The organism is Ralstonia sp. OTU4908 (assembly GCF_038440115.1).
In the GTDB taxonomy this organism is placed as follows: Bacteria; Pseudomonadota; Gammaproteobacteria; order Burkholderiales; family Burkholderiaceae; genus Ralstonia; species Ralstonia pickettii.
Map to the genome: position 1 here is coordinate 69,715 of NZ_JASATD010000013.1, position 17,376 is coordinate 87,090.

General features: G+C 61.1%; 16 protein-coding genes. All 16 read left to right on the top strand.

Features of this window, described 5'->3' with window-relative positions; translation table 11 throughout:
- The first annotated feature begins 11 nt into the window (after nucleotides 1-11).
- The 16 genes from AAHM38_RS13615 (at nucleotide 12) to AAHM38_RS13690 (ending at nucleotide 17,329) form a co-directional block, all read left to right on the top strand.
- A complete protein-coding gene (locus AAHM38_RS13615; RefSeq protein ID WP_065858874.1) occupies nucleotides 12-1,265 on the top strand; it encodes an NADH-quinone oxidoreductase subunit D in 1,254 nt (417 codons plus the stop codon).
- Between the two features lie 115 nt (nucleotides 1,266-1,380).
- On the top strand, nucleotides 1,381-1,884 hold the full coding sequence (nuoE, locus tag AAHM38_RS13620) for an NADH-quinone oxidoreductase subunit NuoE (RefSeq protein WP_004630801.1): 504 nt from the start codon (nucleotides 1,381-1,383) through the stop codon (nucleotides 1,882-1,884).
- Nucleotides 1,885-3,180, top strand: coding sequence for an NADH-quinone oxidoreductase subunit NuoF (gene nuoF / locus AAHM38_RS13625; RefSeq protein WP_116576523.1), 1,296 nt, complete (start codon nucleotides 1,885-1,887; stop codon nucleotides 3,178-3,180).
- Nucleotides 3,181-3,192: 12 nt separating this feature from the next.
- Nucleotides 3,193-5,544 (top strand): NADH-quinone oxidoreductase subunit NuoG, encoded by a 2,352-nt coding sequence (gene nuoG, locus AAHM38_RS13630; protein WP_009241060.1) that lies wholly within the window; start codon nucleotides 3,193-3,195, stop codon nucleotides 5,542-5,544.
- Nucleotides 5,545-5,552: 8 nt separating this feature from the next.
- On the top strand, nucleotides 5,553-6,617 hold the full coding sequence (gene nuoH / locus AAHM38_RS13635) for an NADH-quinone oxidoreductase subunit NuoH (protein WP_116576522.1): 1,065 nt from the start codon (nucleotides 5,553-5,555) through the stop codon (nucleotides 6,615-6,617).
- Between the two features lie 20 nt (nucleotides 6,618-6,637).
- Nucleotides 6,638-7,129 carry an NADH-quinone oxidoreductase subunit NuoI gene (nuoI, locus tag AAHM38_RS13640; RefSeq protein ID WP_003261939.1) on the top strand — a complete coding sequence of 164 codons (492 nt, stop codon included), beginning with the start codon at nucleotides 6,638-6,640 and terminating at the stop codon, nucleotides 7,127-7,129.
- A gap of 146 nt (nucleotides 7,130-7,275) precedes the next feature.
- Nucleotides 7,276-7,908 (top strand): NADH-quinone oxidoreductase subunit J, encoded by a 633-nt coding sequence (locus tag AAHM38_RS13645; RefSeq protein WP_009241058.1) that lies wholly within the window; start codon nucleotides 7,276-7,278, stop codon nucleotides 7,906-7,908.
- Between the two features lie 17 nt (nucleotides 7,909-7,925).
- A complete protein-coding gene (nuoK, locus tag AAHM38_RS13650) occupies nucleotides 7,926-8,237 on the top strand; it encodes an NADH-quinone oxidoreductase subunit NuoK (protein WP_004630788.1) in 312 nt (103 codons plus the stop codon).
- A 30-nt stretch (nucleotides 8,238-8,267) separates the two neighbouring features.
- Entirely contained in the window at nucleotides 8,268-10,328 is a 2,061-nt protein-coding gene (gene nuoL / locus AAHM38_RS13655; protein WP_116576521.1) for an NADH-quinone oxidoreductase subunit L, read from the top strand.
- A gap of 12 nt (nucleotides 10,329-10,340) precedes the next feature.
- Entirely contained in the window at nucleotides 10,341-11,807 is a 1,467-nt protein-coding gene (locus tag AAHM38_RS13660) for an NADH-quinone oxidoreductase subunit M (protein WP_116576520.1), read from the top strand.
- A gap of 16 nt (nucleotides 11,808-11,823) precedes the next feature.
- Nucleotides 11,824-13,299: an NADH-quinone oxidoreductase subunit NuoN gene (nuoN, locus tag AAHM38_RS13665; protein ID WP_116576519.1), complete on the top strand. Its 1,476-nt coding sequence runs from the start codon at nucleotides 11,824-11,826 to the stop codon at nucleotides 13,297-13,299.
- A gap of 13 nt (nucleotides 13,300-13,312) precedes the next feature.
- On the top strand, nucleotides 13,313-13,627 hold the full coding sequence (locus AAHM38_RS13670; RefSeq protein WP_116576518.1) for a DUF2818 family protein: 315 nt from the start codon (nucleotides 13,313-13,315) through the stop codon (nucleotides 13,625-13,627).
- Between the two features lie 44 nt (nucleotides 13,628-13,671).
- Nucleotides 13,672-14,283, top strand: coding sequence for an NUDIX domain-containing protein (locus AAHM38_RS13675; protein WP_116576517.1), 612 nt, complete (start codon nucleotides 13,672-13,674; stop codon nucleotides 14,281-14,283).
- A 137-nt stretch (nucleotides 14,284-14,420) separates the two neighbouring features.
- Complete coding sequence (locus tag AAHM38_RS13680) at nucleotides 14,421-14,882, top strand: DUF1178 family protein (RefSeq protein ID WP_009241052.1); 462 nt, start codon at nucleotides 14,421-14,423, stop codon at nucleotides 14,880-14,882.
- Between the two features lie 84 nt (nucleotides 14,883-14,966).
- Complete coding sequence (locus AAHM38_RS13685; protein ID WP_065858855.1) at nucleotides 14,967-16,163, top strand: acyl-CoA dehydrogenase family protein; 1,197 nt, start codon at nucleotides 14,967-14,969, stop codon at nucleotides 16,161-16,163.
- A 35-nt stretch (nucleotides 16,164-16,198) separates the two neighbouring features.
- Nucleotides 16,199-17,329: an acyl-CoA dehydrogenase family protein gene (locus AAHM38_RS13690; RefSeq protein WP_116576516.1), complete on the top strand. Its 1,131-nt coding sequence runs from the start codon at nucleotides 16,199-16,201 to the stop codon at nucleotides 17,327-17,329.
- Nucleotides 17,330-17,376: the final 47 nt, after the last annotated feature.

Here is a 17,376-nt window from a genome sequence, read left to right on the forward strand (position 1 = left end):
GGCGCCCGATCATGGCAGATATCAAGAACTACACCCTGAACTTCGGTCCGCAACACCCGGCCGCGCACGGCGTGCTGCGGCTCGTGCTGGAGCTGGACGGCGAAGTCATTCAACGCGCCGACCCGCACATCGGTCTGCTGCATCGCGCGACGGAAAAGCTCGCCGAACAGAAGACCTGGATTCAGAGCGTGCCGTACATGGACCGTCTCGACTACGTGTCGATGATGGTCAACGAGCACGCCTACGTGATGGCGATCGAACGCCTGCTGGGCCTCGAAGTGCCGCTGCGTGCGCAGTACATCCGCGTGATGTTCGACGAAATCACGCGGATCATGAACCACCTGATGTGGATTGGTTCGCACGCGCTGGACGTGGGTGCCATGGCGGTGTTTCTGTACGCCTTCCGTGAGCGCGAAGACCTGTTTGATATGTACGAGGCGGTTTCGGGTGCGCGCATGCACGCAGCCTACTACCGCCCGGGTGGTGTCTATCGCGACCTGCCTGACACGATGCCGCAATACAAGGCATCCAAGGTGCGCAACGAGAAGGCCTTGGCTGCCCTGAACGAAGCGCGTTCGGGTTCGCTGCTGGACTTCATTGAAGACTTCACCAACCGCTTCCCGAAGTACGTTGACGAATACGAAACCCTGCTGACCGACAACCGGATTTGGAAGCAGCGTCTCGTTGGCATCGGGGTGGTGACTCCGGAGCGCGCGCTCAACAAAGGCTTCTCCGGTGCGATGCTGCGTGGTTCGGGTATCGAGTGGGATGTGCGCAAGAAGCAGCCGTACGAAGTGTACGACCGCATCGATTTCGACATTCCGGTCGGCGTGAACGGTGATTGCTACGACCGTTATCTGGTGCGCGTCGAAGAAATGCGCCAGAGCAATCGCATCATTCGTCAGTGCATCGAGTGGCTGCGCAAAAACCCGGGTCCGGTGATCACCGATAACCACAAGGTGGCGCCTCCGTCGCGCGTGGACATGAAGACCAACATGGAAGAGCTGATTCACCACTTCAAGCTCTTCACCGAAGGTATGCACGTGCCCGAAGGCGAGGCGTATGCCGCCGTTGAGCATCCGAAGGGCGAGTTCGGCATTTATGCAATCTCCGACGGCGCCAACAAGCCGTACCGTCTGAAGATTCGCGCCCCGGGCTTCGTTCATCTGGCTGCGCTCGACGAAATGGCGAAGGGTCACATGATTGCCGATGCGGTGACGATCATCGGTACGCAGGACATCGTGTTTGGCGAGATCGATCGCTGAGCCCGCAGGAAACAACGGTTTGACGCGCAGGCAAGCGCGGCTGTGAAACGAGGACGCACGCCGGGGTAAGGTACTTAGGTAATACGCCCCGCGTCCCGCACCAATCGCAACGAACATGCTATCAGCAGAAGCTCTCAAGGAAATCGACCGGGCGGTCGCGAAATATCCCGCCGACCAGAAGCAGTCCGCCGTGATGGCGGCGCTGGCGGTCGCGCAGAGCGAGAAAGGCTGGGTCTCGCCCGAAGTCATGCAGTTCGTGGCCGAGTACCTCGAAATGCCGCCGGTGTGGGTCGAGGAAGTGGCGACGTTCTACAACATGTACGACACCAAGCCGGTTGGCCGATTCAAACTGTCGGTGTGCACGAACTTGCCGTGCGCGCTGTCGGGCGGCGAACGTGCTGCCGACTACCTGAAGAAGAAGCTGGGCATCGGTTTCAACGAGACCACCGCCGACGGCAACTTCACGCTGAAGGAAGGCGAGTGCATGGGCGCGTGCGGTGATGCACCGGTCATGATCGTCAACAACACCCACATGTGCAGCTTCATGAGCAACGAGAAGCTCGACGCGCTGATCGCCGACCTCCAGTCGAAGGCGCCGACCAACGGAGCAGGCAAGTAAATGACCTCCCTGCACGATCGACATATCCAGCCGTTGATTCTGGCCGGTCTGAACGGCGACAACTGGCACCTCGAAGACTACATCAAGCGTGGCGGCTATCAGCAGCTCAAACGCATCCTCACCGAGAAGATCACCCCCGAGCAGGTCATTGCTGACGTGAAGGCGTCGGGCCTGCGCGGCCGCGGCGGTGCCGGTTTCCCGACCGGCTTGAAGTGGAGCTTCATGCCGCGCCAGTTCCCCGGCCAGAAGTATCTCGTCTGCAACACCGACGAAGGTGAGCCGGGTACGTTCAAGGATCGCGACATCATTCGCTACAACCCGCACGCGCTGATCGAAGGCATGGCCATCGGCGGCTACGCGATGGGCATCACCGTGGGCTACAACTACATCCACGGCGAGATCTGGAACGAATACAAGATCTTCGAACAGGCACTGGAAGAGGCGCGTGCTGCGGGCTTCCTCGGTGACAACATCCTGGGCTCCGGCTTCAACTTCCAGCTGCATGCGCACCATGGTTATGGCGCGTACATCTGCGGTGAAGAGACCGCACTGCTCGAGTCGCTGGAAGGCAAGAAGGGCCAGCCGCGCTTCAAGCCGCCGTTCCCTGCGAGCTTCGGCTTGTACGGCAAGCCGACCACCATCAACAACACCGAGACCTTTGCCGCGGTGCCGTTCTTGCTGGCCATCGGTCCGGATAACTACTTGAAGATGGGCAAGCCGAACAACGGCGGCTCGAAGATCTTCTCTGTGTCCGGCGACGTTGAGCGTCCGGGCAACTACGAGATTCCGCTGGGCACCCCGTTCTCCAAGCTGCTGGAGCTTGCCGGCGGCATGCGCGGTGGTAAGAAGCTCAAGGCGGTCATCCCGGGTGGATCGTCGGCGCCGGTGGTGCCGGCTGACCTGATGATGGCCTCCGACATGGACTACGACTCAATCGCCAAGGCCGGCTCGATGCTGGGCTCGGGCGCTGTCATCGTGATGGACGAAACGCGCTGCATGGTGAAGTCGCTGCTGCGTCTGTCGTATTTCTATTACGAAGAGTCGTGCGGCCAGTGCACGCCGTGCCGTGAGGGCACCGGGTGGCTGTACCGCGTCGTCGATCGCATCGAGCACGGCAAGGGCCGCCAGGAAGACCTGGACCTGCTGAACAACGTGGCCGAAAACATCATGGGCCGGACCATCTGCGCACTCGGCGATGCCGCTGCGATGCCGGTCCGCGGCATGCTCAAGCACTACTGGGATGAGTTCGCGTATCACGTCGAACACAAGCAGTGCATGGTGCCCACCTACCTTTAAGCGTGGCAGAACATGGTTGAAATCGAAATTGATGGCAAGAAGGTCGAGGTTGCCGAAGGCAGCCTGGTGATGGAGGCGGCCCGCCAGACGGGCACCTACATTCCTCACTTTTGCTATCACCGCAAACTGTCGGTCGCGGCCAACTGCCGGATGTGCCTGGTCGAGGTCGAGAAGGCGCCCAAGGCGCTGCCGGCCTGCGCCACGCCCGTCACCGCGGGCATGAAGGTCTTCACAAATTCCGAGAAGGCGGTGAAGGCGCAGAAGTCCGTGATGGAGTTCCTGCTGATCAACCACCCGCTGGATTGCCCGATCTGTGACCAGGGCGGCGAGTGCCAGTTGCAGGACTTGGCCGTGGGCTACGGCAAGTCTGAATCGCGCTACCAGGAAGAAAAGCGTGTGGTGTTCCACAAGAATGTGGGCCCGCTGATCTCCATGGAAGAGATGACGCGCTGCATTCACTGCACGCGCTGCGTCCGTTTCGGCCAGGAAATTGCCGGCGTGATGGAACTGGGCATGCTCAACCGCGGCGAGCATTCTGAGATCACGACGTTCGTCGGTCAGACTGTTGACTCCGAGTTGTCGGGCAACATGATCGACCTGTGCCCCGTTGGCGCGCTGACCAGCAAGCCGTTCCGCTATTCGGCCCGTACGTGGGAACTGGCACGCCGCAAGTCGGTGTCGCCGCACGATGGCCTGGGCGCCAACGTGATCGTCCAGACGAAGAATCAGCGCGTGATGCGCGTTCTGCCGCTGGACAACGAAGCCATCAACGAATGCTGGCTATCCGATAAGGACCGTTTCGCCTATGAGGGCGTGAACAGCGACGACCGCCTGACCCAGCCGATGCTCAAGCAAGGCGGTCAGTGGAAGGCGGTCGACTGGACCACCGCGCTGGAATACGTGGCCAACGGCCTCAACGAAATCAAGCGTGATCACGGCGCAGAGCAGATTGGTGCATTGGCCAGCCCGCACAGCACGCTGGAAGAGCTGTTCCTGTTGCAAAAACTGGTGCGCGGCATTGGCAGCGACAACGTCGATTTCCGTCTGCGTCAGTCCGATTTCTCGGTCAAGCCGACGGGCGCTCCGTGGCTCGGCATGCCCATCGCCGACGTGTCGCTGCTGCAGCGTACGCTGGTCGTAGGCTCTTTCCTGCGCAAGGATCACCCACTGCTGGCCGCGCGTCTGCGTCAGGCAGGCAAGAAGGGTGCGCAACTGAGCATGATCGGCGCAGGTGGCGAGGATCTGCTGATGCCTGCCACGCAACTGTTGGGCGCACCGTCGCAATGGCTGTCGCTGCTGTCGCAAGTGGCGGTGGCCGTGGCGGCTGCCAATAATGTTGCCCGTCCAGGCGGCACCGATGGCATCGAAGCCGGTGACATTGCCCAGCGCATCGCCGCAAGCCTCGCTTCGGGCGAGCGCAAGGCTGTGTTCCTCGGCAACGCCGCCGTGGCGCACCCGCAGTTTTCGCAACTGCACGCGTTGGCCCAGTGGGTCGCGCAGCAGACCGGCGCGACGCTTGGCTTCCTGACGGAAGCAGCCAACACGGTTGGTGGCTACATCGCCGGGGCGCTCCCCCAAGGCAACGGCTTGGACGCCGCCGCCATGTTGGCGCAACCGCGTCGCGCTTACGTGCTGTTGGGCGCCGAACCGGAATTCGATACTGCCAACCCCACGCAAGCGCGTGCCGCGCTGGACCAGGCCGACACCGTGATCGTGCTTGCACCGTTTGCCTCTCGCGCCGCGCTTGAGTACGCGGACGTGCTGCTGCCGACGGCTCCGTTCACCGAAACCTCGGGCACGTTCATCAACTGCGAGGGATTGCCACAAAGCTTCAATGGCGTTGTGCGCGGCCTGGGTGACTCGCGTCCCGCCTGGAAGGTCCTGCGCGTGCTGGGCAACCTGCTGAACGTGTCTGGCTTTGAGTACGACAGTTCGGAAGTGGTGCGCGACGAAGTGCTGGCCAAGCCGGTCATCGAGCGTTTGTCGAACGCGACGATTGCGCAGACCGCCGCCCCTGTTGCTACTGCGGCAGGCATCGAGCGTCTGGCCGATGTGCCGATTTACCACGCCGATCCGATCGTGCGCCGCGCCGGTTCGCTGCAACTGACGGCTGCAGCACGTGCTGCCGTGCGTGCTGGCTTGCCGGCTGATCTCTACGCACAACTGGGCCTGGCCAATGGTGACGCCGTGCGCGTGACGCAAGGGCAGCGCAGTGTGGTGCTGCCGGCCGTGCTGGACAAGTCGCTGGCTTCTGGCGTGATCCGCGTGCCGGCCGCTACCGAAGCGTCGGCGCAGCTGGGTGCCATGTTCGGTGCGGTAAGCGTTGAGAAGGTTGAATCGTCCGCGCTGGCGGCTACGGTGTAAGGGTCAACATGATCGAGTCGATTACTTCTTTCGGTACCGCCACCTTCGGTGGGTGGTGGCCGCTGATCTGGACGCTGGTCCGTGCGGTCTGCATCATCCTGCCGCTGCTGCTGTGCGTGGCTTACCTGATCCTGTGGGAGCGCAAGCTCATCGGCTGGATGCACGTGCGTCTGGGCCCGAACCGCGTGGGCCCGATGGGCCTGCTGCAGCCGATTGCCGACGTGCTCAAGCTGCTGCTCAAGGAAGTCATGGTGCCGAGCGCGGTCAGCCGCGGCATGTACATCATCGCGCCGCTGATGGTGCTGATGCCGGCGGTTGCGATCTGGGCGGTGATCCCGTTCCAGGCCGAGGCGATGGTGTCGAACATCAACGCCGGCCTGCTGTACGTCATGGCGATCAGCTCGGTGGGCGTGTACGGCGTGATCTTGGCGGGCTGGGCGTCGAACTCGAAGTACGCGTTCCTGGGTGCGATGCGCGCTTCGGCACAGATGATTTCGTACGAAATTGCGATGGGCTTCGCGCTCGTGACGGTGCTGATGGTGACGGGTAGCCTGAACCTGTCGGACATCGTTAATTCGCAGAATCGCGGTTTCTTTGCGGGTCACGGCATCAACATCCTCTCGTGGAACTGGCTGCCGCTGCTGCCGATGTTTGGCGTCTACTTCATCTCGGGTGTGGCTGAAACGAACCGCCACCCATTCGATGTGGTGGAAGGCGAATCCGAAATCGTGGCCGGTCACATGATCGAATACTCGGGCATGGCGTTCGCGCTGTTCTTCCTGGCCGAGTACATCAACATGATCGTGATCTCCGCGCTGACCGCAACGTTGTTCCTGGGCGGCTGGGCTTCGCCGATCGATGCATCGGTCCTCAACTGGATTCCGGGCTTCTTCTGGCTGCTGATCAAGGTTTTCCTGCTGCTGTCGGTCTTCATCTGGCTGCGCGCATCGTTCCCGCGTTATCGCTACGACCAGATCATGCGTCTGGGCTGGAAAATCTTCATTCCGCTCACTGTGGGCTGGCTTGTCGTCGTCGCCATCTGGTTGGTGTCGCCGTGGAACATCTGGAAGTAACGGGACAATAGGAAGGCACCATGTTGCTTGCCATCAAGGAATTCTTTAACAGCCTGCTCCTGAAGGAACTCTTCAAGGGGCTGGCGCTGACCGGGCGCTACCTGTTTGCGCGCAAGATCACCGTTCTCTTTCCGGAAGAGAAGACGCCGCTGTCGCCGCGCTTTCGCGGTCTGCATGCACTGCGTCGCTATCCGAACGGCGAAGAGCGCTGCATTGCGTGCAAGCTGTGCGAAGCCGTTTGCCCGGCTCTAGCCATCACGATCGAGTCGGATCAGCGTGACGACGGCACCCGCCGCACCACGCGCTACGACATCGACCTGACGAAGTGTATTTTCTGCGGCTTCTGCGAAGAGGCTTGTCCGGTGGACGCCATCGTCGAGACGCACATCCTCGAATACCACGGTGAAAAGCGCGGCGACCTGTATTTCACCAAGGACATGCTGCTGGCCGTGGGTGATCGCTTCGAGCCGGAAATCGCGGCCAACAAAGCGGCCGACGCAAAGTACCGCTGATTCAAGACGTCCGCCGTGCAGTAGGCGGGCGGTGCAGTTGACATCCCGGTTGGACAACGGCTCTTGCAGAGCCAACCAGTTGCGGTGGCGTCATGCCATCACAGCTTTGGACAAGCGCGTGCCGCAAAACGGCCCGTGCCAGGATCATGGAAATCACGACGATCATCTTCTACTGTTTCGCGCTCGTGCTGGTGCTCGCAGCGCTGAAGGTCATCACCGCGAAGAACCCGGTGCACGCGGCGCTGTTCCTCGTGCTCTCGTTTTTCACTGCGGCGGCGATCTGGATGCTGCTCAAGGCGGAATTCCTCGCCATCACGCTGGTGCTGGTCTACGTTGGGGCAGTGATGGTGCTGTTCCTGTTCGTGGTGATGATGATCGATATCGACATCGAACACCTGCGACGCGATTTCTGGACCTACGTACCGATGGCGGCCTTCGTGGGCGTGGTCATCATCTTGGAAATGGCCGTCGTGCTGACCAAGACCTTCATGGGCCGCGTGCAGCCGGTGCAGGAGCTGCCGAAGGGCTTTAATGGGCCGAACACACAGGCGCTTGGGAAGCTGATCTATACCGATTACATCTATGCCTTTGAAGTGGCTGGCGCGGTGTTGCTGCTGGCGATTGTGGCCGCCGTCGCCTTGACCGCACGCCGCCGCAAGGACACCAAGGCACAGAACGTGTCCGATCAGATCCGAGTGAAGCGCAAGGACCGCGTGCGACTGGTCTCGATGCCGGCGGAAAAGTCGGCCGGCGCAGCTTCGGCTGAATCCAAGAGCTGAGCCCCGGGAGAACCCATATGTCTTCACTATCCCTTGCCCATTACCTCGTGCTCGGCGCGGTGCTGTTTGCCATCAGCATTGTCGGCATTTTCCTGAACCGCAAGAACGTCATCGTGCTGCTGATGGCGATCGAATTGATGCTGCTGGCGGTCAACCTGAACTTCGTCGCGTTCTCCCACTACCTGGGCGATCTGGCGGGGCAGGTGTTCGTGTTTTTCATCCTGACGGTGGCCGCGGCGGAATCCGCGATCGGTCTCGCCATCCTGGTGGTGTTGTTCCGTAATCTGGACACCATCAACGTCGACGATCTGGACAGCCTCAAGGGCTGACCTCCGCATCCCACCTATAAGAAGCGTTCCATGGCTACCACGCTCAATCCCAACCTGCTGCTGGCGATCCCGCTCGCGCCGCTGGCCGGCGCGGCGATCGCCGGGCTGTTCGGCACCAAGTTCTTTGGCGAGAAGATCGGCCGCACGGCATCCCACAGCGTCACCATCCTCGGTGTTGCGATCGCCTTCATTCTGTCGGCGCTGACGCTGTCCGACGTCATCAACGGCGCCGGTTACAACGGCACTGTCTATGAATGGATGACGGTTGGCTCGCTGAAGATGGAAGTCGGCTTCCTCATCGATTCGCTCACGGCGATGATGATGTGCGTGGTGACCTTCGTCTCGCTAATGGTGCATATCTACACCATTGGCTACATGGCGGAAGACGACGGCTATAACCGTTTCTTCGCGTACATCTCGCTGTTCACCTTCTCGATGTTGATGCTCGTGATGAGCAACAACTTCCTACAGCTGTTCTTCGGCTGGGAAGCGGTGGGTCTGGTGTCGTACCTGCTGATCGGCTTCTGGTTCAAGCGTCCGACGGCCATCTACGCCAACATGAAAGCGTTCCTGGTCAACCGCGTGGGTGACTTCGGCTTCGTGCTCGGTATCGGCCTGTTGCTGGCATACAGCGGTAGCCTGAGCTACGCCGATGTGTTCGCCGCCCGTGACAACCTGGCCGCGATTGGCTTCCCGGGTACCGACTGGCACATGCTGACGGTGGCCTGTATCTGCCTGTTCATCGGCGCGATGGGCAAATCGGCGCAGTTCCCGCTGCACGTGTGGCTGCCGGACTCGATGGAAGGCCCGACCCCGATCTCCGCACTGATTCACGCGGCCACCATGGTGACCGCCGGTATCTTCATGGTCGCGCGCATGTCGCCGCTGTTCGAACTGTCGGACACCGCGCTGTCGTTCGTGCTGATCATCGGCGCAATCACCGCGCTGTTCATGGGCTTCCTGGGCATCATCCAGACCGACATCAAGCGTGTGGTGGCGTACTCGACGCTGTCTCAGCTCGGTTACATGACCGTCGCGCTGGGCGCTTCGGCTTACCAGGTCGCCGTGTTCCACCTGATGACGCACGCGTTCTTCAAGGCGCTGCTGTTCCTCGGCGCGGGCTCGGTCATCATCGGCATGCACCACGATCAGGACATGCGCAACATGGGCGGCCTGCGCAAGTACATGCCGATTACCTGGCTGACGTCGCTGGTGGGTTCGCTGGCGCTGATCGGCACGCCGTTCTTCTCGGGTTTCTATTCGAAGGACTCGATCATCGAGGCGGTGCGCGAATCGCACCTGCCGGGTGCCGGCTTCGCCTACTGGGCTGTGCTGGCCGGCGTGTTCGTGACCGCGTTCTACTCGTTCCGCATGTATTTCCTGGTGTTCCACGGTGAAGAGCGTTTCGGCAAGGAACACTCGCATCACGAAGGCAATCACGTGGACGAGGAGGAAACCGCCGATCATCACCACGGCCTGGCTCCGGGTCAGAAGCCGCACGAGTCGCCGTGGGTGGTGACAGTGCCGCTGGTGCTGCTGGCGATCCCGTCGGTCATCATCGGTGCGATGGCAATCCAGCCGATGCTGTTCGGCGAGTTCTTCAAGCACGGCGTGGTGTTCTCGGAAGTCATCTTCAACAGCGAGAACCACGAAGCGATGAAGGTGCTGAGCGAAGACTTCCACGGCTGGGTCGAGATGGCGCTGCACGGCTTCACGTCGGCACCGTTCATCCTGCTGCTGGCCGGTGTGGTGCTGTCGTGGTTCTTCTACCTGAAGCGCCCGGATATTCCGGCAGCCATCGCCAAGCGTTTCTCCGGCGTCTACAAGCTGCTGGACAACAAGTACTACATGGACAAGATCAACGAGATCGTCTTTGCCAACGGTGCGGTCAAGTTCGGCCGTGGCCTGTGGAAGGGCGGCGATCAAGGTGTGATCGACGGTGTTGTCGTCAACGGCAGCGCGCGTCTGGTGGGCTGGTTCGCGACTGTCGTGCGCCTGCTCCAGTCCGGCTTCATCTATGACTATGCGTTCGCGATGATCATCGGCACGGTTGGGCTGCTGACGTATTTCGTGTTCCTGGCAGGCAAATAAGGGATTACAAAAATGGTTCTGTCTTTTGCGATCTGGCTGCCGATCTTCTTCGGCGTGCTGGTGCTGGCCTCGGGCTCAGACCGCAATCCCGGTTATGTCCGCTGGATGTCGCTGATCGGTTCCGTGATCAGCTTCGTGATGACGCTCCCGCTCATCACGCGTTTCGACAAGACGACGGCTGCGATGCAGTTCGTCGAAAAGTCGTCGTGGATCGAGCGCTTCCACATCAGCTACTACCTCGGTGTCGACGGCATTTCGATGTGGTTCGTGGTGCTGACCGCGTTCATCACCGTGATCGTGGTGATCTCGGCTTGGGAAGTGATCACCGAGCGCGTGGCGCAGTACATGGCCGCGTTCCTGATCCTGTCGGGTCTGATGATCGGCGTGTTTGCGTCGCTCGACGGTCTGCTGTTCTACGTGTTCTTCGAAGCCACGCTGATCCCGATGTACATCATCATCGGCGTGTGGGGCGGCCCGAACCGCGTCTACGCGGCATTCAAGTTCTTCCTGTACACGCTGCTGGGCTCGTTGCTGACGCTGGTTGCGCTGCTGTATCTGTACTTCCACAGCGGCACGTTCGAAATCCTGCAGTGGCATCAGGTCAAGCTGTCGATGAACGAGCAGATCCTGATCTTCCTCGCGTTCTTCATGGCGTTTGCCGTGAAGGTGCCGATGTGGCCGGTGCACACCTGGCTGCCGGACGCCCACGTGGAAGCCCCGACCGGAGGCTCCGTGGTGCTGGCTGCCATCATGCTGAAGCTGGGTGCCTACGGTTTCCTGCGGTTCTCGCTGCCGATCGCGCCGGATGCCAGCCATAGCCTGTCCGCGTTCATCATCGCGATCTCGCTGGTTGCCGTGATCTACATCGGTCTGGTGGCGCTGGTGCAGGCCGACATGAAGAAGCTGGTCGCGTATTCGTCGATCGCGCACATGGGCTTCGTCACGCTGGGTTTCTTCATCTTCAACGAAATCGGCGTTGAGGGCGGTATCGTCCAGATGATCTCGCACGGCTTTATCTCAGGCGCAATGTTTCTGTGTATTGGCGTGTTGTATGACCGCGTGCATTCGCGTCAGATTGCCGATTACGGCGGTGTGGTGAACACCATGCCGAAGTTCGCGGCGCTGTCAGTGTTCTTTGCCATGGCCAACTGCGGCTTGCCGGCGACCTCGGGTTTCGTTGGCGAATTCATGGTGATCCTGGGCTCGGTCAAGTTCAATTTCTGGATTGGTCTGCTGGCCGCCACGGCACTAATCTTTGGCGCAGCGTATTCGCTGTGGATGGTCAAGCGCGTGATCTTCGGTGATGTGACCCATAAGCACGTGGCCGAGTTGAAGGACCTGAACTGCCGTGAGTTCTTCATGCTGGGCGTGCTGGCGATTGCGACCCTGTACATGGGCCTGTATCCGAAGCCTTTCACCGATGTCATGCATGCGTCCGTGGTCAACTTGCTGACCCACGTGGCTCAGTCGAAGCTGTAAGCAGCGAGAAGAAACTATGCAATCGTCCTCCTCTATTGCGGCTTTTGCCCCAATCGTTTTTCTCGCGCTGGGCATTGGTGCCGTCAACTGGATTGACCTGGCGCGCGGCCAGAAGCGAAGCAGCGTGGCCTATCCGGTTTCGTTGGTGATTACGCTGGTGCTGGCGGTGTGGTTCGGCTTGAATGCTGGGAACGGTGAAACGCACTACGTGTTCGGCAACATGGCCGTGATCGACCCGATGGCCAACGTGCTGGCGTCGTTCTGTGCGCTGACGCTGTTTGCCACGCTGGTCTATACGCGCCGCTATCTGGCCGACCGCGACATGTACGCGGGCGAGTTCTACATGTTCGCCCTGTTCACACTGGGCGGCCAGGTGGTGATGATCACCGGCAACAACTTCCTCGTGCTCTATCTGGGCCTTGAATTGTTGTCGCTGGCGTCGTACACGCTGGTAGCGCTGCGCCGCCGTTCGAACGTGTCGTCCGAATCGGCCATGAAGTATTTCATCCTGGGTGCGCTGGCCTCGGGCCTGCTGCTGTACGGCATGTCGATGCTGTATGGCGCCACCGGCTCGCTGGAACTGGGCAAGGTGTTTGACGCCATCAAGAACGGCGAGATCAACAAGACGATTCTCGTGTTCGGCGTAGTGTTCATCGTTGCCGGGCTCGGCTTCAAGCTAGGTGTGGCACCGTTCCACATGTGGGTGCCCGATGTTTATCAAGGCTCGCCGACGGCCGTGACGCTGCTGATTGCCGGTGCGCCGAAGGTGGCCGCCTTTGCAATGACGCTTCGTATTCTGGTCGAAGGCCTGCTGCCCCTGGCATTCGATTGGCAGAACATGCTGATCGTGTTGGCTGTCGTGTCGCTGGCCATCGGCAATATCACCGGCGTGGTGCAAACCAACTTCAAGCGTCTGCTGGGCTATTCGACGGTTTCCCACATGGGCTTTCTGCTGCTGGGTCTGGTATCGGGCGTCAGCTCCGGCAAGCCGGATTTGACGGCACAGGCCTACAGTGCGTCGATGTTCTATGCCATTACCTACGTGCTGACCGCACTGGGCGCGTTCGGCATCATCCTGCTGCTGTCGCGCAAAGGCTACGAGGCGGAAGACATCGCCGACCTGAAAGGCCTGTCGAGGAAAAGCCCGTGGTTCGCGCTGCTGATGCTGTTCATCATGATGTCGCTGGCAGGCCTGCCGCCGACGGTTGGCTTCTACGCGAAGCTGTCGGTCCTGGGCGCAGTGGTCGATGCTGGCATGTCGTGGCTGGCCGTTGTTGCGGTACTGTTCTCGCTGGTGGGCGCGTTCTACTACCTGCGCGTCATCAAGGTCATGTACTTCGACGTGCCGGCTGACGAAGGCCCTGTGGAAGCTACCTTCGGTCTGCGTTCGCTGCTGTCGGTCAACGGCTTGCTGGTGCTGCTGCTCGGTATCTTTCCGGCCGGTCTCATGGCCGTGTGCTATCAGGCGATCCGCCTGACATTGGCTTCGTAACTCGCCCGGCTTCATGAGCACATCGACGGGCGGCCTGTTTGTCATCGTGTTGGCACTGATCTGTGCCAACCTGCCGTTCGTCAACCAACGCGTGCTGGCACTTGTGCCGACACGCTGGCCGCGCAAGCCGTTCTGGCTGCGCGGCGCCGAGCTGATTGCCATGTATGTCGTGGTTGGGCTGATTGGCTTCGGTATCGAATCGAGCCAGGGGAATGCGTTTGCGCAAGGCTGGCAGTTTTATGCGATCACCGCTTGCCTGATGCTGGTGTTCGCGTTTCCGGGCTTTACGTGGCAATACCTGGTTCGCCATCTCCGCGATTCCCGTTAATTCCCGCCGGGCAGGTTCCCGCTGTCTCGGCATGAGAGAGCGCCATGTCCGATCACACCCCTCTGAACGAAGCCCCTGATGCGACGCAGGACCCCGACGCCGGTCTGCGCGAGACGCAAGTTGCATCCGCGCTGATGCACCAGGGTAAATTTCTCACGCTCAAGCACGACATCGTCCGCCTGCCGGACGGCCGCAACGCCAGCCGCGAATATCTCATCCACCCAGGCGCGGTAATGATGATCCCGTTGTTCGACGACGGTACGGTGCTGATGGAGCGTCAGTTCCGCTACCCGGTCGGCAAGGTGATGATTGAATTCCCCGCCGGCAAGCTGGATCCGCAGGAAGGCGCGCTCACATGCGGCAAGCGCGAACTGCGCGAGGAAACCGGTTACACGGCCGAGCGCTGGGACTACCTCACGCGCATCCATCCGGTCATTTCATATTCCACCGAGTTCATCGACATTTATCTCGCACGGGATCTCAAGCAAGGGGAGGCGATGCTGGATGAAGGCGAATTCCTCGAGACCTTTATCACGTCCGCCGGTCAACTCATCGATTGGGTGCGCGATGGCAAAATTTCGGACGTGAAGACCATCATCGGTACGTTCTGGCTCGAGAAGATCCTGTCGGGCGCATGGACACCAGGTGCAGCCTAAGCCGCTTGCCCTCGTTGCTCGACTACGTGTTTCGCGTGTTGCCGTTACCATAGCGAACGGTCGTGCGAAAAAATTAGCACGACCGTTCACAAATTTTTGAATCAGGGATACACTCATCCCCATGCGCTGGACCGATCATGAAAGTGCTGGACCTCCGCTGTGCCAATGACCATCGCTTCGAAGGCTGGTTCGGCTCCGATGCCGACCTGCAATCGCAGCAAGAACGCGGGCTGTTGACGTGCCCTGTCTGCGGTCACAACGAGGTTGAGCGCTTGCCGAGTGCGCCGCGCCTGAATCTGTCGTCGTCACGAGCGGACGCTGCCCAGAAGGGCCCTGCCGCCCAGACGGCCGGCGGAGATGGCGGTGCATCCGCAGCCCTGCAACAGCTCTACCTGAAAGCCGTGCGCCACGTCCTTGCCAATACCGAAGACGTGGGCGAGCGGTTTGCAGAAGAGGCGCGCCGCATGCACTACAAGGAGGCGCCGGAGCGGGGTATTCGCGGGACGACCTCTCGGGAGGAAGCGCAGGAGCTGGCGGAGGAGGGCATCGACGTGATGCCGCTGTTGGTGCCTGACGTGCTCAAGCAGCCCGTGCACTAGCTGCCCCGATTCAGGTCCGCGCCGGTCCGACAGAACGCTCTCCGCCGATTTGCCACGGCGGGGAGCCAACCACAGGAGACAGGCATGGATCTGAACTACTCGGCGGCCGATGATGCGTTCCGCCAGGAAGTCCGCGGCTGGCTGGAAGCCAATCTGCCCAAGGACATCCAAGACAAGGTGTTGAACCACCGGCGCCTGAACCGCGACGATTTCGTTCGCTGGCACAAGGCACTCGCAGCCAAGGGTTGGTCGGTGCCGCACTGGCCGGTCGAGTGGGGCGGCACCGGTTGGTCCCCCATCCAAAAACACATCTGGGACGAAGAGTGCGCGCAGGTCGGCGCGCCTGGCGTGCTGCCGTTTGGCGTCAGCATGGTCGCGCCCGTGATCATGAAGTACGGCAATGAAGCGCAAAAGCGCTATTTCCTGCCGCGCATCGTCGATTGCACCGATTGGTGGTGCCAGGGCTATTCCGAACCGGGTTCCGGTTCCGATCTGGCCTCGGTGAAGACACGCGCCGTGCGCGAAGGCGACCACTACATCGTCAACGGCCAGAAGACCTGGACGACACTGGGCCAACACGCCGACATGATCTTCTGCCTGGTCCGCACGGATCCGGACGCGAAGAAGCAAGAGGGGATCTCGTTCCTGCTGATCGACATGAAGACGCCGGGCATCACCGTGCGCCCGATCATCATGCTGGACGAAGAGCACGAGGTGAACGAGGTCTTCTTCGACAACGTCAAGGTGCCGGTTCAAAACCTGATCGGTGAAGAGAACCGCGGCTGGACGTACGCCAAGTATCTGCTCGGCCACGAGCGCACGGGTATTGCGCGTGTGGGCAATTCGAAGCGCGAACTGGCGTTTCTCAAGCGCGTCGCTCTGCAACACCAGAAGAACGGCAAGCCGCTGCTGCAGGACCCAGTGTTCGGCGCCAAGGTGGCCTCGCTGGAGATCGAACTGCTGGCGCTCGAGATGACGGTGCTGCGCGTGGTGTCGAGCGAGAACGCCGGCAAGGGTCCGGGGCCTGAGGCATCGCTGCTCAAGATCAAGGGCACGCAGATCCAGCAAATGCTGACCGAGCTGATGGTCGAGGCCGTGGGGCCGTACGCCCAGCCGTTCGACCCGAGCTACCTGGAAGGCGAGACCTTGCAGGCCGTGACGGGCGACAACGATGCCGCGCCGCTGGCACCGTACTACTTCAACTATCGCAAGACTTCGATCTACGGCGGGTCGAACGAGATCCAGCGCAACATCATCTCGCAGATGATCCTTGGCGTCTGAGCAAAACGGCGACCGAACACATAGCGGAGACAAACATGGATTTCTCGTTCACCGACGAACAGAAGCAACTGGCCGATGCAGTGCGCCGCTTCATCGACAAGGACTACGGTTTTGAGGCGCGCAAGAAGGTGGTGTACTCGCCTGAAGGGGTGTCCCAGGCCCATTGGGATGCGCTGGCCGAACTGGGTCTGACTGCGCTGCCCGTGCCCGAAGCACAGGGCGGTTTCGACGGCCGTGCGATGGACCTGCTGGTGGTCATGCAGGAACTGGGTCGAGGGCTGGTCGTCGAGCCGTATCAGGCGACCGTGCTGGGCGCCCAGGCGTTGAAGCTCGCAGGTGGCCAAGACGCGCTGTTGGAAGAGGTCGCGGGTGGTGCTCTGAAGCTGGCTATCGCCTTCAGTGAGCGCCAATCGCGCTACGAACTGTTCAATGTCACCACGCGCGCTGCGCAGCAGGGCAGCGGCTGGACGCTCACTGGCGAGAAGGCGGTTGTGGTCCATGGCGCGCAGGCGGACAAGCTGATCGTCTCGGCGCGCACGGGCGGCGAAGCGCGTGATACGTCTGGCCTGTCGCTCTTCGTGGTCGACCGCGATGCCGCTGGCGTGACGGTCAAGGATTACCGCACGATCGACAACCTGCACGCTGCAGACATCCGCTTCGACAACGCGCCGGCAACGCTGCTCGGCAAGGCTGGCGACGCGTGGGAGACCATCGACGCCGTGGCCGATCTCGGCTGCGTGCTGTTGTGCGCTGAAGCGATCGGCCTGATCGATGCGCTGAACGCCGCGACGCTTGAGTACACCAAGACCCGCCAGCAGTTTGGCGTGCCCATCGCGCGCTTCCAGGCGCTGCAGCATCGCATGGTCGACATGTTCATCCATGGCGAACAAGCCCGTTCTATCACGTACCTGGCTGCTGCGCACTTTGAAGATGGCGATGTCGAGGCGCGCCGCCGCTATGTGTCTGCGGCCAAGGCTCGTGTCGGCCAGGCGGCACGCGACGTTGGCCAGGAAGCGGTGCAACTGCACGGCGGGATGGGCGTTACGAACGAACTGCCGGCCGCGCACATGTTCAAGCGGCTGACGATGATCAACACGACGCTGGGCGACGTGGATCATCACCTGGCACGCTTCGCATCGCTGCCTGGATTCCAGCAGGCGGCGTAACAGCAAACCAGAACGCCCCGCATTCGTGCGGGGCGTTGTCATTTGGA

Excerpts from the sequence above, each read along its gene's own strand:
- AAHM38_RS13615 (WP_065858874.1), top strand. The coding sequence starts at position 12 with ATGGCAGATATCAAGAACTACACCCTGAACTTCGGTCCGCAACACCCG.
- nuoE (WP_004630801.1), top strand. The coding sequence starts at position 1,381 with ATGCTATCAGCAGAAGCTCTCAAGGAAATCGACCGGGCGGTCGCGAAA.
- nuoF (WP_116576523.1), top strand. The coding sequence starts at position 1,885 with ATGACCTCCCTGCACGATCGACATATCCAGCCGTTGATTCTGGCCGGT.
- nuoG (WP_009241060.1), top strand. The coding sequence starts at position 3,193 with ATGGTTGAAATCGAAATTGATGGCAAGAAGGTCGAGGTTGCCGAAGGC.
- nuoH (WP_116576522.1), top strand. The coding sequence starts at position 5,553 with ATGATCGAGTCGATTACTTCTTTCGGTACCGCCACCTTCGGTGGGTGG.
- nuoI (WP_003261939.1), top strand. The coding sequence starts at position 6,638 with ATGTTGCTTGCCATCAAGGAATTCTTTAACAGCCTGCTCCTGAAGGAA.
- AAHM38_RS13645 (WP_009241058.1), top strand. The coding sequence starts at position 7,276 with ATGGAAATCACGACGATCATCTTCTACTGTTTCGCGCTCGTGCTGGTG.
- nuoK (WP_004630788.1), top strand. The coding sequence starts at position 7,926 with ATGTCTTCACTATCCCTTGCCCATTACCTCGTGCTCGGCGCGGTGCTG.
- nuoL (WP_116576521.1), top strand. The coding sequence starts at position 8,268 with ATGGCTACCACGCTCAATCCCAACCTGCTGCTGGCGATCCCGCTCGCG.
- AAHM38_RS13660 (WP_116576520.1), top strand. The coding sequence starts at position 10,341 with ATGGTTCTGTCTTTTGCGATCTGGCTGCCGATCTTCTTCGGCGTGCTG.
- nuoN (WP_116576519.1), top strand. The coding sequence starts at position 11,824 with ATGCAATCGTCCTCCTCTATTGCGGCTTTTGCCCCAATCGTTTTTCTC.
- AAHM38_RS13670 (WP_116576518.1), top strand. The coding sequence starts at position 13,313 with ATGAGCACATCGACGGGCGGCCTGTTTGTCATCGTGTTGGCACTGATC.
- AAHM38_RS13675 (WP_116576517.1), top strand. The coding sequence starts at position 13,672 with ATGTCCGATCACACCCCTCTGAACGAAGCCCCTGATGCGACGCAGGAC.
- AAHM38_RS13680 (WP_009241052.1), top strand. The coding sequence starts at position 14,421 with ATGAAAGTGCTGGACCTCCGCTGTGCCAATGACCATCGCTTCGAAGGC.
- AAHM38_RS13685 (WP_065858855.1), top strand. The coding sequence starts at position 14,967 with ATGGATCTGAACTACTCGGCGGCCGATGATGCGTTCCGCCAGGAAGTC.
- AAHM38_RS13690 (WP_116576516.1), top strand. The coding sequence starts at position 16,199 with ATGGATTTCTCGTTCACCGACGAACAGAAGCAACTGGCCGATGCAGTG.